At 58.5% G+C, this 14,839-nt stretch carries 13 protein-coding genes; 6 read left to right on the forward strand and 7 right to left on the reverse strand.

Annotated features, from left to right (window positions below; genetic code table 11):
• Nucleotides 1-2 precede the first annotated feature (2 nt).
• A complete protein-coding gene (gene trkA / locus AB4N91_RS26650) occupies nt 3-1,376 on the forward strand; it encodes a Trk system potassium transporter TrkA (RefSeq protein WP_010465514.1) in 1,374 nt (457 codons plus the stop codon).
• 178 nt (nt 1,377-1,554) lie between these two features.
• Nucleotides 1,555-1,869, forward strand: a complete 315-nt coding sequence (locus AB4N91_RS26655) for a tetratricopeptide repeat protein (RefSeq protein ID WP_010465512.1) — start codon at nt 1,555-1,557, stop codon at nt 1,867-1,869.
• Here AB4N91_RS26655 and AB4N91_RS26660 read toward each other — a convergent pair whose 3' ends face one another.
• The 3 genes from AB4N91_RS26660 to tag all read right to left on the reverse strand — a co-directional run bounded on the left by AB4N91_RS26660 (nt 1,870) and on the right by tag (nt 3,756).
• Complete coding sequence (locus AB4N91_RS26660) at nt 1,870-2,109, reverse strand: PilZ domain-containing protein (protein WP_288114365.1); 240 nt, start codon at nt 2,107-2,109, stop codon at nt 1,870-1,872.
• A gap of 161 nt (nt 2,110-2,270) precedes the next feature.
• Nucleotides 2,271-3,158, reverse strand: coding sequence for a lysophospholipid acyltransferase (locus AB4N91_RS26665; RefSeq protein ID WP_010465508.1), 888 nt, complete (start codon nt 3,156-3,158; stop codon nt 2,271-2,273).
• Between the two features lie 40 nt (nt 3,159-3,198).
• Nucleotides 3,199-3,756: a DNA-3-methyladenine glycosylase I gene (gene tag / locus AB4N91_RS26670; protein ID WP_010465505.1), complete on the reverse strand. Its 558-nt coding sequence runs from the start codon at nt 3,754-3,756 to the stop codon at nt 3,199-3,201.
• Nucleotides 3,757-3,837: 81 nt separating this feature from the next.
• Here tag and glyQ point away from each other — a divergent pair, with 81 nt between their 5' ends.
• The 4 genes from glyQ (at nt 3,838) to AB4N91_RS26690 (ending at nt 8,248) form a co-directional block, all read left to right on the forward strand.
• Entirely contained in the window at nt 3,838-4,791 is a 954-nt protein-coding gene (gene glyQ / locus AB4N91_RS26675; protein WP_003213601.1) for a glycine--tRNA ligase subunit alpha, read from the forward strand.
• Nucleotides 4,788-6,842: a glycine--tRNA ligase subunit beta gene (gene glyS / locus AB4N91_RS26680; protein WP_010465502.1), complete on the forward strand. Its 2,055-nt coding sequence runs from the start codon at nt 4,788-4,790 to the stop codon at nt 6,840-6,842. Before glyQ ends, glyS begins: the two co-directional genes overlap by 4 nt.
• A gap of 4 nt (nt 6,843-6,846) precedes the next feature.
• Nucleotides 6,847-7,386, forward strand: coding sequence for a D-glycero-beta-D-manno-heptose 1,7-bisphosphate 7-phosphatase (gene gmhB, locus AB4N91_RS26685; protein ID WP_167362290.1), 540 nt, complete (start codon nt 6,847-6,849; stop codon nt 7,384-7,386).
• Nucleotides 7,387-7,468: 82 nt separating this feature from the next.
• Nucleotides 7,469-8,248 (forward strand): lysophospholipid acyltransferase family protein, encoded by a 780-nt coding sequence (locus AB4N91_RS26690; RefSeq protein ID WP_010465499.1) that lies wholly within the window; start codon nt 7,469-7,471, stop codon nt 8,246-8,248.
• A gap of 264 nt (nt 8,249-8,512) precedes the next feature.
• Here the strand turns inward: AB4N91_RS26690 and gyrB are convergent, their stop codons facing one another.
• The 4 genes from gyrB to dnaA are packed head-to-tail and all read right to left on the reverse strand — an operon-like array spanning nt 8,513 to nt 14,729.
• Nucleotides 8,513-10,936, reverse strand: coding sequence for a DNA topoisomerase (ATP-hydrolyzing) subunit B (gene gyrB / locus AB4N91_RS26695; RefSeq protein ID WP_010465497.1), 2,424 nt, complete (start codon nt 10,934-10,936; stop codon nt 8,513-8,515).
• A 5-nt stretch (nt 10,937-10,941) separates the two neighbouring features.
• Complete coding sequence (gene recF / locus AB4N91_RS26700; protein WP_010465495.1) at nt 10,942-12,045, reverse strand: DNA replication/repair protein RecF; 1,104 nt, start codon at nt 12,043-12,045, stop codon at nt 10,942-10,944.
• A 20-nt stretch (nt 12,046-12,065) separates the two neighbouring features.
• Nucleotides 12,066-13,169: a DNA polymerase III subunit beta gene (gene dnaN, locus AB4N91_RS26705; protein WP_008155702.1), complete on the reverse strand. Its 1,104-nt coding sequence runs from the start codon at nt 13,167-13,169 to the stop codon at nt 12,066-12,068.
• 39 nt (nt 13,170-13,208) lie between these two features.
• Nucleotides 13,209-14,729 (reverse strand): chromosomal replication initiator protein DnaA, encoded by a 1,521-nt coding sequence (dnaA, locus tag AB4N91_RS26710; protein ID WP_077748849.1) that lies wholly within the window; start codon nt 14,727-14,729, stop codon nt 13,209-13,211.
• Between the last annotated feature and the right edge of the window lie 110 nt (nt 14,730-14,839).

Consider the following 14,839-nt stretch of genomic DNA (forward strand, 5'->3'; position numbering starts at 1 on the left):
GGATGAAAATCATCATCCTCGGCGCAGGCCAGGTCGGCGGTTCGCTGGCAGAACATCTGGCCAGCGAGGCCAACGACATTACCGTGGTCGACACCGACGGCGAACGCCTGCGCGACCTCGGCGATCGCCTGGACATCCGTACCGTGCAGGGCCGCGGCTCGTTGCCGACGGTGCTGCGTCAGGCCGGCGCGGACGATGCCGACATGCTGGTGGCAGTAACCAACAGCGACGAAACCAACATGGTGGCCTGTCAGGTCGCCCACACCCTGTTCCATACCCCGACCAAGATCGCCCGGGTCCGCGAAGCCGCGTACCTGACGCGCTCCGAGCTGTTCGATAACGAAGCAATTCCGGTTGACGTGCTGATCAGCCCGGAACAGGTTGTCACCAATTACATCAAGCGCCTGATCCAGCATCCGGGCGCGTTGCAGGTGATCGACTTCGCCGAAGGCAAAGCGCAACTGGTGGCGGTGAAGGCCTACTACGGCGGACCGTTGGTGGGCCAGCAACTGCGCCAGTTGCGGGAACACATGCCCAATGTTGAAACCCGGGTTGCAGCGATTTTCCGCCGCGATCGGCCGATCCTGCCCCAGGGCGATACGGTGATCGAGGCGGATGACGAAGTGTTTTTCATTGCCGCCAAGGCAAATATCCGCGCGGTGATGAGTGAAATGCGCCGTCTGGATGAAACCTACAAGCGCATCGTCATTGCCGGTGGCGGGCAGATCGGTGAGCGCCTGGCCGAGGCGATCGAAAGCCGCTACCAAGTGAAGATCATCGAGATGAACCCGGCCCGCTGCCGCCATCTCTCGGACACCCTCGACAGCACCGTGGTGTTGCAGGGCAGTGCTTCCGACCGCGACTTGCTGATGGAAGAGAACATTGCCGACGCAGACATCTTCCTGGCCCTGACCAACGATGACGAAGCCAACATCATGTCCTCGCTGCTGGCCAAGCGCCTGGGTGCGAAGAAGGTGATGACGATCATCAACAATCCGGCTTACGTGGACTTGATCCAGGGCGGCGATATCGACATCGCCATCAGCCCGCAACTGGCAACCATCGGCACGCTGCTGGCCCACGTGCGACGCGGCGATATCGTCAGCGTGCACTCATTGCGCCGCGGCGCGGCGGAGGCCATCGAGGCGATTGCCCATGGTGATGAAAAATCGAGCAAGGTGATTGGCAAGGCGATCCAGAACATCGGTTTGCCGCCGGGGACGACGATTGGCGCGATCATTCGTGATGAGGAAGTGATCATTGCGCATGACAACACGGTGATCGCGGCGGGCGACCATGTGATTTTGTTCCTTGTGGATAAAAAGCATATTCGGGATGTGGAGAAGCTGTTCCATGTGGGGCTCAGCTTCTTCTGATCAAGCATTTTTGGCGTCTGCGCGGGCCTCTTCGCGAGCAGGCTCGCTCCCACAGTGGGATTTTCGCCGCACACCAAATTCGTGTTCACTGAAGATCAATTGTGGGAGCGAGCCTGCTCGCGAAGGCGACCTCACTAAAACAGATCAACGCCTGACACACCTCAACAAGGAACCCCCCATGCTCGAATCCCTGGAAAAAATGCTCGCCAAGGGTGTGGATAACTCATTGCTGCGCTTCGGCCTGGGCAAGGGTTATCTGGATCTTGGGGAAAACGCCAAGGCCGCCGAGCATTTCCAGCGTTGCGTCGAGTTCGATCCAAAGTATTCGGCCGCCTGGAAGCTCTTAGGCAAGGCTCATCTGGCGCTTGCCGACTTTCCAGCTGCGCGTCAGGCGTGGGAGCAGGGCCTGGAAGCCGCCCGTGCGCATGGCGACAAGCAGGCAGAGAAGGAGATGACGGTGTTTCTGAAGAAGCTTGAGCGTCAGGCGCACTGATCAGAGGTAACGCAGGCCGATGCCATCGGCGTCGACCAGCACCACTTCCATGCGCACTCGCGGCGCACCTGTGGGCAAGTCTTGTACCTGCCCATAAACCACCGCGCCTTTAGGCAACGACGACAAGCCCGAATGCTTGACGTAGACGCCCGTCGTCGAAAGGTTGCGGGTTTGGCCCAGGCATTCGCCGAAGCTTTCATGAGTGATCTTGATGCGAAACGATTTGCGGTGTTCGGACATCTTTTGCGCCCTTGTATGAACCGTTGTGGATAACCTGCCCCCTGTGGGAGCGAGGCTTGCCCGCGAAGAGGTCATTACATTCAACATTGATGCTGGATGCTATATCGCTTTCGCGGGCAAGCCTTGCTCCTACAAGTTATCCACAGATCATGCCAATCAACTCAATACCAACGCTCTTCACCGGGTGGCCGCTTCTTGAAGCGCTTCATGCTCCACATGTACTGGCTCGGATAGGCCCGCACATACCGCTCGACCACCTGGCTCATGGCTGCGCACGACGTTTCGGTATCGGTGCTGTACATGGCTTCGGGCGCGGCTTCCAGGATCACTTTGTAACCTGAACCGTCCGGCAGGCGCAGGGCATGCAAGAACACGCCGACCGCTTTACCGCCGGCGAGCATGTTCGGTACGAACTTGCTGGTCAGCGCCTGGGTGGCGAAAAAAGGTACGAATATCCCAGCGGATTCGGCTGGTTCCGGGTCAGCGGGAATACCCACTGCACCACCTTTGCGCACTTCCTTGATGACGCTGAGGATGCCTTCCTTGGTGGAAGCGGCCACGCGGTTACCCAATTGCACCCGCTGTTTGCGCAGCAGATCATCCACCGCTTTCAGTTTCGGCGGTCGGTAGAAAATGATCGGTTTGCACTGGTTGCAATAGAAGTGGTTCAACACTTCCCAATTACCCAGGTGGCTGGTGATGCCGACCACGCCCTTGCCGGAGGCGAGGGCGTCCTTCAACACATCGAGCCCTTCGACTTCACGCACCAGGTCGATGGAACGCTGGGCCGGCCAGATCCAGGCGCAGGCGCTTTCGGTCAGTGACTTGCCGATGTCTTTCAGGCTCTGGCCGACCAGACGCTCGCGTTCAGCCGGGTCCATTTCGGGGAAGCACTTGGCGAGGTTGATCCGCACCACATCGCGGGAACGGTTGGGTGTTTTCCACATGACCCAGCCAATGGCCGAGCCCACGGCTTGCACTGCCCGCCAAGGGAGCAGGGCAAACAGCCGCAGAGCGCCTACCAGCAAGGCGCCTTTAAACTTATCCACAGGTCACTCCTGATCTTGTGCTGTGCGCGAGGCGGCCATTCTAACCGCCGTTGGCGAGCTGAGCGTAGCGGTCGCAGTCTTGCGTGTGGTCCATGACCATGCCCGAGGCCTGCATCAGTGCGTAGCAAATGGTCGGACCGACGAACGTGAAGCCGGCCTTTTTCAAGCCTTTGCTCATCTCCACCGCCGTCGGCGTGACCGCCGGCACTTCGGTGCGATCCTTGAAATGATTGATCACAGGCGTGCCGCCGACGAAGGACCAGAGAAACGTTACCGGGTCCTCCAGCGCCAGCCAGGCCTGGGCGTTGCGTCGGGCGGCGTTGAGTTTGAGGCGATTGCGAATAATGCCCGGATCGAGCATCAATTCATCGATTTCCGCGTCGCTCATCTGCGCCACCCGTTGTACGTCGAAGCCGAACAATACCTCGCGATATCGCTCACGTTTTCGCAGCACGGTGATCCAGGAAAGGCCGGCCTGGAACCCTTCGAGCAAAAGCAACTCGAACAAACCCTGCGCATCGCGTAGCGGCGTGCCCCACTCCTGATCGTGATAAGCCATGTACAGCGGATCTTCGGAACACCAAAAGCAGCGTGGCATAAGGCTCCAGGGGGCGTGCGCAGGACCGAATCGGGTATACTCCCGCTCTTTAAATCGCAGCCCAAGAAACAGGTGAATTTCGTGAGCCAGCCTACGCCAGCCGTGCGTACCTTCCAAGACTTGATCCTCGCCCTCCAGCAATACTGGGCCGAGCAAGGTTGTGTGGTACTTCAGCCCTACGATATGGAAGTAGGCGCCGGCACTTTCCACACCGCTACATTCCTGCGCGCCATTGGCCCGGAAACCTGGAACGCCGCTTATGTGCAGCCCAGTCGTCGCCCGACTGACGGCCGCTACGGCGAAAACCCGAATCGTCTGCAGCACTACTACCAGTTCCAGGTAGTCCTGAAGCCGAACCCGGACAACTTCCAGGAACTGTACCTGGGCTCCCTCAAGCACGTCGGCCTGGACCCGTTGGTCCACGACATCCGCTTCGTCGAAGACAACTGGGAATCGCCGACACTGGGCGCCTGGGGTCTGGGCTGGGAAGTCTGGCTCAACGGCATGGAAGTGACGCAGTTCACTTACTTCCAGCAAGCGGGCGGCATCGAGTGCTACCCGGTGACCGGCGAGATCACTTACGGTCTGGAACGTCTGGCCATGTACCTGCAAGGCGTGGACTCGGTCTACGACCTGGTCTGGGCTGACGGTCCGTTCGGTAAAGTGACTTACGGCGACGTGTTCCACCAGAACGAAGTGGAGCAGTCGACCTACAACTTCGAACACGCCAACGTCGAGAAGCTGTTCGAACTGTTCGACTTCTACGAAAGCGAAGCCAAGCGCCTGATCGAACTCGACCAGCCGCTGCCATTGCCGAGCTACGAAATGGTGTTGAAGGCCTCCCATACCTTCAACCTGCTGGATGCGCGCCGGGCGATCTCGGTGACCGCGCGTCAGCAATACATCCTGCGTGTGCGCACCCTGGCGCGTTCCGTTGCGCAAGCCTACCTGCTGGCTCGCGCCAAGCTGGGCTTCCCGATGGCGACCCCGGACCTGCGTGACGAAGTACTGGCCAAGCTGGAGGCTGCACAATGAGTGCTCAAGATTTTCTGGTTGAACTGGGCACCGAAGAACTGCCACCCAAAGCCCTGAACACCCTGGCCGACGCGTTCCTGGCCGGTATCGACAAGGGCCTGCAAGCCGCGGGCCTGAACTACGAGACCAAAACCGTCTACGCCGCACCACGTCGTCTGGCTGTGCTGATCACCTCGCTGGCGACTCAGCAACCGGACCGCAGCATCAACCTCGACGGCCCGCCACGTCAGGCCGCGTTCGATGCCGAAGGCAACCCGACTCAAGCAGCACTGGGCTTCGCCAAGAAATGCGGCGTCGACCTGAGCGAAATCGATCAAAGCGGCCCGAAACTGCGTTACAGCCAAAGCATCGCCGGCAAGCCGACTGCGAGCCTGCTGCCGACCATCGTTGAAGATTCGCTGAACGACCTGCCGATCCCAAAGCGCATGCGCTGGGGTGCTCGCAAGGAAGAATTCGTTCGTCCGACCCAGTGGCTGGTAATGCTGCTCGGTGACCAGGTCATCGATTGCACGATCCTCGCCCAGAAGTCCGGTCGTGATTCCCGTGGTCACCGCTTCCATCACCCGGAAAGCGTGCGTATCACTTCGCCGGCCAATTACCTGAGCGACCTGCGTGCCGCCTACGTACTGGCCGATGCCAACGAACGTCGCGAGCTGATCAGCAAACGCACCGAAGAGCTGGCGACGATGCAGGAAGGTACTGCCATCGTTCCTCCAGCCTTGCTCGACGAAGTGACCGCGCTGGTCGAATGGCCGGTGCCGCTGGTGTGCTCGTTCGAGGAACGTTTCCTCGACGTGCCACAAGAAGCCCTGATCACCACCATGCAGGACAACCAGAAGTACTTCTGCCTGCTGGATGCCGACGGCAAGTTGCTGCCACGTTTCATCACCGTGGCCAACATCGAAAGCAAAGACCCGCAACAGATCATCGCCGGTAACGAGAAAGTGGTTCGTCCACGCCTGACCGACGCCGAGTTCTTCTTCAAGCAAGACAAGAAGCAGAAACTCGAAGACTTCAACCTGCGCCTGCAGAACGTGGTGTTCCAGGAAAAACTCGGCAGCGTCTACGACAAGGCCGAGCGCGTTTCCAAACTGGCCGCGTTCATCGCGCAACGCATTGGCGGCAACGCAGCCTGGGCTTCCCGTGCCGGCCTGCTGTCCAAGTGCGACCTGGCGACCGAGATGGTCGGTGAGTTCCCGGAGATGCAAGGCGTCGCCGGTTACTACTACGCCCTCAACGATGGCGAGCCGGAAGAAGTCGCACTGGCCCTGAATGAGCAGTACATGCCGCGCGGTGCCGGTGCTGAACTGCCGACCACCCTGACCGGTGCGGCCGTGGCCATCGCCGACAAGCTCGATACCCTGGTCGGTATCTTCGGCATCGGCATGCTGCCAACCGGCAGCAAAGACCCGTATGCCCTGCGTCGTGCTGCACTCGGCGTGTTGCGCATCCTGATCGACAAGAAGCTCGACCTCGACCTGAACGACGCCGTGGCATTCGCCGTGAATGCGTTCGGTACCAAGGTCAAGGCTGCCGGCCTGAACGATTCGGTGCTGGAGTTCATCTTCGACCGTCTGCGTGCCCGTTACGAAGACGAAGGCGTGGATGTCGGGACTTACCTGTCGGTCCGTGCCCTGAAACCGGGTTCTGCCCTGGACTTCGATCAGCGCGTACAAGCCGTGGAAGCGTTCCGCAAATTGCCGGAAGCCGCAGCCCTGGCCGCAGTGAACAAACGCGTTTCGAACTTGCTGAGCAAGGTCGAAGGCTCCATTCCTTCGGTCGTGGAAGCCAAGTACTTCGACAATGCCAACGAGTTCTCCCTGTACTCGGCGATCCAGCAGGCTGACCAGGCTGTACAGCCGATGGCCGCTGCCCGTCAGTACAGCGAATCGCTGGCCCGTCTGGCTGCCTTGCGCGAGCCGGTGGATGCGTTCTTCGAGGCCGTGATGGTCAACGCTGAAGACGCCAAGGTCCGCGCAAACCGTTACGCATTGCTGGCGCGCCTGCGTGGACTGTTCCTCGGCGTTGCCGACATTTCGATGCTGGGCTGAGGGACTGCTGTTGAAACTGCTGATTCTCGATCGGGACGGGGTGATCAATTACGACTCCGACGCTTACATCAAGTCGGTGGAGGAGTGGATTCCGCTCCCCGGTTCGATCGAAGCCATCGCGCAGTTGAGCAAGGCCGGCTGGACGGTGGCGGTGGCTACCAACCAGTCGGGCATCGCTCGCGGCTATTACGACATCGCTACCCTGGACGCTATGCACGAGCGCTTGCGTTCGTTGGTGGCGGAGCAGGGCGGCGAGGTCGGGCTGATTGTCTACTGCCCGCACGGGCCGGACGACGGCTGCGATTGCCGCAAGCCAAAACCCGGGATGTTGAAAACCATCGCCGCTCATTACAACGTATCGCTGACTCATCTATGGTTCGTCGGCGATACCCTTGGTGACCTGGAAGCCGCCAAAGCCGTCGACTCTCAGCCAGTTTTGGTAAAGACCGGGAAAGGCGAAAAGACTCTGGGCAAGACCCTGCCGGTGGGCACCTTGATTTTTGACGATCTTGCGGCGATTGCCGCAGAACTTATCCACAATTAGAGTGCTTCGATTGTTCCTGACCAAGGATTGATCGGGAGTGCGCTTGAATAGGCGGGCAGTGCCCGCAACGGTAAATGTCGCCATGTCGATACTGCAGGCCATCAGAACCTTCCTCTTTTACCTGCTGCTGGGCACCAGCTCCTTGCTTTGGTGCAGCCTGAGCTTTTTAATCGCGCCGTTTCTGCCGTTCAAGGCGCGGTATCGCTTCATCAATGTGTACTGGTGCCGTTGCGCCTTGTGGCTGAGCAAAGTCTTTCTGGGCATCAGCTACGAAGTAAGGGGTGCCGAGAACGTGCCTGACCAGCCCTGCGTGATTCAGTCGAACCACCAGAGCACCTGGGAGACCTTCTTTCTCTCTGCCTACTTCGAGCCATTGAGCCAAGTGCTCAAGCGCTCATTGCTGTTCGTGCCATTCTTCGGCTGGGCCATGGCCATGTTGCGACCGATCGCTATCGACCGCGACAATCCGAAAGCTGCGCTCAAGCATGTGGCGAAGAAGGGACATGAATTGCTGAAGGATGGCGTCTGGGTGCTGATCTTCCCCGAAGGGACTCGCGTTCCTTATGGCACCATCGGCAAGTTCTCACGCGGTGGCACCGCATTGGCGGTCAATGCCGCACTTCCAGTCCTGCCGATTGCGCACAATGCCGGCAAGTTCTGGCCGAAAACCGGTTGGGCGAAGAAGCAGGGCGTCATCACCGTGATCATTGGCGAGCCGATGTACGCCGTAGGCAGTGGGCCGCGCGCCATTGCCGATCTGAATGACCGTGTGCAGAGCTGGAACGAGCAGATGCAGCGGGAAATGGGTTCGCTGCCAGCCGCCCCAGCCGCCCCCTCGGCCAACGATCAAGTGGCTGTCTGAGATTCTGTGGATAACCTGTGTACCGTTTTACCGAAAATTAACGTTTTGTGATCGTATCTTTATGATTTATATATATATTTCTTAAACTCATAAAACTCCGGAAATGGTGCATAAGTTTTTTTCGGGCGCAAAAAAACCGGCTGATATAGCCGGTTTTTTTATGCCTGCGATTTGCGATGTGTTTGGCTCTGCGATCATCTTTGAAGGTATAAAAAAGGCCAACGCTGAGCGTTGGCCTTTTTCAATTAGCAGTCAGCTGCTGGATTAGAAATCCAGGTTAGACACCGCCAAGGCGTTGCTTTCGATGAAGTCACGACGAGGTTCGACCGCATCACCCATCAGGGTGTTGAAGATCTGGTCTGCGCCAATGGCGTCTTCGATGGTCACTTTGAGCATCCGGCGCTGGCTTGGGTCCATGGTGGTTTCCCACAGCTGATCCGGGTTCATTTCGCCCAGACCTTTGTATCGCTGGATGGTGTGACGCTTGGTGCTTTCAGCCATCAGCCATTCAAGGGCTTCCTTGAACTCGGTGACCGGCTTTTTGCGCTCGCCACGCTGGATGTACGCACCGTCGTCCAGCAAGGTGCTCAGTTGAGCGCCCAGGGATACAACGGTTTTGTAATCGTTGCTGCCGAAGAAGTCGCGGTTGAAGGTGACGTAGTTCGACAAGCCGTGGGAGATCAGTTCGACCTCTGGCAGCCAGACGTTACGTTCACGGTCTTCACGCAGGCTGGCTTTGTAGACCAGGCCAGACTTCTCGACAGTGCGCAGACGGACTTCGTACTGGGCCATCCAATTCTGCATCGCTGCGTGATCAGACAATTGCTCCAGACTGACAGCAGGCAGATAGATGAAGTGCTCGGTCAGTTCCTGTGGATACAGTCGCGACAGACGCTTGAGAGTCTTCATTACCAGACGGAAGTCGTTCACCAGACGCTCAAGGGCAGGTCCGGAAATACCCGGAGCATCCTCGTTCAGGTGCAGGCTCGCGTCTTCCAGGGCCGACTGCGTCATGTACTCTTCCATGGCGTCGTCGTCTTTGATGTATTGCTCTTGCTTGCCTTTCTTGACCTTGTACAGCGGCGGCTGAGCGATATAGATGTAGCCGCGCTCGATCAGTTCCGGCAACTGACGGAAGAAGAAGGTCAGCAGCAGGGTACGGATGTGCGAACCGTCGACGTCAGCATCGGTCATGATGATGATGTTGTGGTAACGCAGCTTGGCGATGTTGTACTCGTCGCGGCCGATGCCGCAGCCCAGCGCGGTGATCAAGGTGCCCACTTCTTGCGAAGAGATCATCTTGTCGAAGCGCGCCTTCTCGACGTTCAGGATCTTGCCTTTCAACGGCAGGATGGCCTGGGTCCGGCGGTTGCGACCCTGCTTGGCGGAGCCGCCAGCAGAGTCACCTTCCACGAGGTACAGTTCTGACAGGGCAGGGTCTTTTTCCTGGCAGTCAGCCAGTTTGCCCGGCAGGCCGGCGATATCCAGCGCGCCTTTGCGACGGGTCATCTCGCGGGCTTTACGCGCCGCTTCACGAGCGCGAGCCGCGTCGATCATCTTGCCGACGACCAGTTTGGCCTCGTTCGGGTTTTCCAGCAGGAAGTCGGAGAAGTACTTGCCCATTTCCTGTTCGACCGCGGTCTTCACTTCGGAAGACACCAGCTTGTCTTTGGTCTGAGAGCTGAACTTCGGATCCGGGACTTTCACCGAAATGATTGCGGTCAGGCCTTCACGGGCATCGTCACCGGTGGTCGCGACCTTGTGCTTCTTCGCCAGGCCTTCCGCTTCGATGTAGGTGTTCAAGTTACGCGTCAGTGCGGAGCGGAAACCCACCAAGTGAGTACCGCCATCGCGCTGTGGAATGTTGTTGGTGAAGCACAACAGGTTCTCGTTGAAGCTGTCGTTCCACTGCAGGGCGATTTCCACGCCGATGCCGTCTTCGCGCTGGATGTTGAAGTGGAACACCTGGTTGACCGGAGTCTTGTTGGTGTTCAGGTATTCAACGAACGCACGCAGGCCACCTTCATACTTGAACAGCTCTTCCTTGCCGCTGCGCTCATCCTTGAGGACGATACCGACACCGGAGTTGAGGAAGGACAGTTCACGAATCCGCTTGGCCAGGATGTCCCAGCTGAAGTGGATATTCTTGAAGGTCAGATCGGACGGTTTGAAGTGGATCTGGGTGCCGGTGGTTTCGCTCTCACCAACAATTTTCATCGGCTCTTTCGGAACGCCGTGAATGTACGTCTGTTCCCAGATCTTGCCGCTGCGGCGAACGGTCAGGACCAGCTCTTCGGACAGGGCGTTGACCACCGAAACACCTACACCGTGCAGACCGCCGGATACTTTGTAGGAGTTGTCGTCGAACTTACCGCCGGCGTGCAGCACGGTCATGATGACCTCGGCTGCCGAAACGCCTTCTTCTTTGTGCACGTCTACCGGGATGCCACGACCGTTGTCGCGAACAGTGATGGATTCATCCGGGTGGATAATGATGCTGATGTCGTCACAGTGGCCAGCGAGCGCTTCATCGATGGAGTTGTCGACTACCTCGAAGACCATGTGGTGCAGACCGCTGCCATCGTCGGTGTCACCAATGTACATACCAGGACGTTTACGGACGGCATCCAGGCCTTTCAGCACCTTAATGCTCGTTGAGTCGTAGGTATTCGTATTTTCTTCGCTCAATGCCTTCACTCCCGATGGTCGTGGGTCTGGGTGATACGGCCCTGTTCCACGTGGAACAGAGCGACTGGCGTTTCCGTCTGCCAGCCGTCCCTCAATAATTCGTGATCTACACAAGTGATAAACACCTGGCAGCGTAAGTCTTCCAGCAAGCGGCAAAGCGCGCGACGGTGGTGCTCGTCCAGTTCGGACGGCAGGTCATCCACCAGATAAATACACTGGCCGCGTCGGGCCTGGCTTACCAGGTGCCCTTGGGCAATCCGCAATGCACAGACCACCAACTTCTGCTGACCACGGGACAAGATGTCCGCGGCGTTATGTGCACCCAACCTAAGGCGCAAATCAGCACGTTGTGGTCCGGCTTGGGTATGACCCATTTGCTGATCCCGCTGAAGGGACCCGGCGAGCACAGCACTCAACTCCCGGTCCTTGTCCCAACCGCGGTAATAGCTGAGCGTCAAACCCTCGAGCTCAACCAGTTCGCTCAAGGTCTGTTCAAAGACTGGTTTCAAGGCTTTGATGTAAGCGCGGCGGTATTCATCTATTTCAGCGCTGGCCTGGCACAGTTCCCTGTCCCAAACCGCTTGCGAAACGGCGTCAAGTGTACCATGCCGCAGCCAAGAGTTTCTCTGGCGCAGGGCCTTCTGCAAGCGCTGCCAGGTGGACATGAATCGCGGTTCCACGTGGAACACACCCCAGTCGAGAAACTGCCGACGAATCTTCGGTGCGCCTTCCAGCAAGCGGAAGCTGTCCGGGTTAATCAACTGAAGCGGCAGGATCTCCGCCAGTTGCGCCGCACTGCGAGCGTTCTGGCCATCGATGCGAATCTGAAACTCGCCCTGCCTGTCTCGAGATATCCCCAACGCGCTATGGCCACCCTCGGCCAATTCAACCTGCCCAAACACCGTGCATGCCAGTTGCTCGTACTGAATGACCGGCAACAATCGGGTGCTACGAAACGAACGGGCAAGCCCCAGCAGGTGAATGGCTTCCAGAACACTGGTTTTGCCGCTGCCGTTGGCGCCGTAAAGAATATTGATTCGGGGGGAGGGGGAGAAGGTCACCGGGTGCAGATTACGCACCGCGGTGACCGAGACGCGACTTAAAGACATCTAGCTTCTGCTGAGCATGATTACAGACGCATCGGCATGACAACGTAGGCCGAGTCATCGTTGTCGGACTCTTGCACCAGCGCACTGCTGTTCGAGTCGGACAGGATCAGGCGAACCTGCTCGGTGGTCATCACGCCCAGCACGTCGAGCAGATAGCTCACGTTGAAGCCAATTTCCAGATTGCCGCCGTTGTACTCGACGCCGACTTCTTCTTCAGCTTCTTCCTGCTCCGGGTTGTTCGCCTGAATTTTCAGCTGGCCGTTGGCCAATTGCAGTCGGATACCGCGGTACTTCTCGTTGGACAGGATCGCAGTGCGGCTGAATGCTTCACGCAGGGCTTGGCGATCACCGAGTACCAGCTTGTCGCCGCCTTTTGGCAGAACGCGCTCGTAATCAGGGAATTTACCGTCGACCAGTTTCGAAGTGAAGGTGAACTCGCCGGTGGTCGCGCGGATGTGGTGTTGACCCAGCACGATGCTGACGATGCCGTCCGGCTCGGTCAGCAAGCGCGCGAGTTCAAGGATACCTTTGCGCGGCACAATGACCTGATGGCGATCCGGCTGACCGATATCGGCCTTCATCGAGCACATCGCCAGACGGTGACCGTCGGTGGCCACGGCGCGGATGATGCCTTCGGACACTTCCAGCAGCATGCCGTTCAGGTAATAACGCACGTCCTGCTGGGCCATGGCGAAGCTGGTGCGTTCGATCAAACGACGCAGCTTGCTCTGCTCCAGGCTGCAAGTCAGCGAGCCAGGGCCTTCTTCGACCGTAGGGAAATCGTTGGCCGGCAGGGTCGACAGGGTGAAGCGGCTACGACCGGCCTTCACGACGAGCTTCTGCTCATCGACCTTAATGTCGATCAGCGCATCGTTCGGCAAGCTCTTGCAGATGTCCATCAGCTTGCGCGCAGGCACAGTGATGGAACCCGGGTCCGCAGGCTCTTCGAGTTGCACACGACCGACCAGCTCGACTTCCAGGTCGGTACCGGTCAGCGACAGTTGCTGGCCTTCGACAACCAGCAGCACGTTGGAGAGCACCGGCAAGGTCTGTCGGCGCTCGACGACGCCTGCGACCAGTTGCAGGGGTTTCAACAGGGCTTCGCGTTGAATGGTGAAATGCATGGTCTAGTCCCTTGCCTTAATAAGCTGCGCTGGTGTTCATCAAGTAGTCAGTGTACGCAGCAGGTTCTTGTAGTCCTCGCGGATGTCCGCGTCGGATTCCTTAAGTTCGTTGATCTTGCGGCAGGCGTGCAAAACGGTCGTATGGTCGCGGCCACCAAACACATCGCCGATTTCTGGCAGGCTGTGGTTAGTCAACTCTTTGGACAACGCCATTGCAACCTGACGCGGACGTGCGACCGAGCGAGAACGACGCTTGGACAGCAGATCGGAAATCTTGATCTTGTAGTACTCGGCGACCGTGCGCTGAATGTTATCCACAGAGACCAATTTATCTTGCAGCGCCAACAGGTCTTTCAGGGATTCGCGAATCAACTCGATGGTGATGTCGCGGCCCATGAAGTGCGAGTGTGCGATCACGCGTTTAAGCGCGCCTTCCAGCTCACGGACGTTGGAGCGGATACGCTGGGCAATAAAGAACGCCGCATCGTGTGGCAGATCGACTTTGGCCTGGTCAGCCTTTTTCATCAGGATCGCGACGCGGGTTTCCAGCTCCGGCGGCTCGACGGCAACCGTCAGGCCCCAGCCGAAGCGGGATTTAAGGCGCTCTTCAAGGCCTTCGATTTCTTTCGGGTAGCGGTCACTGGTAAGAATGACCTGCTGGCCACCTTCAAGCAGGGCGTTGAAGGTGTGGAAAAACTCTTCCTGGGACCGCTCTTTGCGAGCGAAGAACTGAATGTCATCGATCAGCAGCGCATCCACCGAACGGTAGAAGCGTTTGAACTCGTTGATCGCGTTCAGCTGCAGGGCCTTGACCATGTCGGCGACGAATCGCTCCGAGTGCAGGTACACGACCTTGGCATTCGGGTTCTTCTTTAATAGATGGTTACCCACAGCATGCATCAAGTGAGTCTTACCCAAGCCGACGCCGCCATAAAGGAAGAGCGGGTTGTAACCGTGCTTGGGGTTATCCGCGACCTGCCAGGCCGCAGCCCGGGCCAGCTGGTTGGACTTACCCTCGACGAAGTTTTCGAAGGTGAACGTGCGGTTCAGGTAACTGGTGTGCTTGAGCGCGCCTTCGACTTGCACCGTGCGCTGCTCGGACCGAATAGGAGCCTGTTGCGAGCTGGCGCCGGCCATCGGGTCGAAGCTGTCGCGAGACGGCTCTTCACTGACCTCCGCCACTTTTTGCGTCGCACGCTTGGTCGGTGCGGTCGCCGGGGCTGGCGCTGGAGCACTGACAGGCGCTTGAGCGGCCTGAGCCTGGGAAGCAGCGGCGGCCAACGGTGCATTTGGTGCCGCACGCGGTGCCGAACTGCGTTTGCTGCCTATTAATAAGGAGAGCGCGGGCGCGATGCCATTGCCATGCTCATCCAGCAGTTCAAGGACGCGGCCCAGGTACTTTTCGTTGACCCAGTCGAGAACAAAACGATTCGGTGCGTAGACACGCAACTCGTCGCCTTCGGCTTCGACCTGTAGTGGACGGATCCAAGTGTTGAATTGTTGGGCAGGCAGCTCATCGCGCAAAAGCTCCACGCACTGCTGCCAAAGTTCCACTGACACGGATATCCCCTAAGTTGAAAGCCGGTGAGGCAAAAACAAGCGGCCATTGTAGCGGCCAGACGCCCACTTATCCACATGCAGGTTGCGCACAGGCCATGAATTATCAACGC

This window comes from Pseudomonas sp. H3_D04, from assembly GCF_054669175.1.

Coding starts and splice junctions, on each gene's coding strand:
- dnaN (WP_008155702.1), bottom strand. CDS start 13,169: ATGCATTTCACCATTCAACGCGAAGCCCTGTTGAAACCCCTGCAACTG.
- tag (WP_010465505.1), bottom strand. CDS start 3,756: ATGCCACGCTGCTTTTGGTGTTCCGAAGATCCGCTGTACATGGCTTAT.
- glyS (WP_010465502.1), top strand. CDS start 4,788: ATGAGTGCTCAAGATTTTCTGGTTGAACTGGGCACCGAAGAACTGCCA.
- recF (WP_010465495.1), bottom strand. CDS start 12,045: ATGTCTTTAAGTCGCGTCTCGGTCACCGCGGTGCGTAATCTGCACCCG.
- AB4N91_RS26660 (WP_288114365.1), bottom strand. CDS start 2,109: ATGTCCGAACACCGCAAATCGTTTCGCATCAAGATCACTCATGAAAGC.
- trkA (WP_010465514.1), top strand. CDS start 3: ATGAAAATCATCATCCTCGGCGCAGGCCAGGTCGGCGGTTCGCTGGCA.
- AB4N91_RS26655 (WP_010465512.1), top strand. CDS start 1,555: ATGCTCGAATCCCTGGAAAAAATGCTCGCCAAGGGTGTGGATAACTCA.
- AB4N91_RS26690 (WP_010465499.1), top strand. CDS start 7,469: ATGTCGATACTGCAGGCCATCAGAACCTTCCTCTTTTACCTGCTGCTG.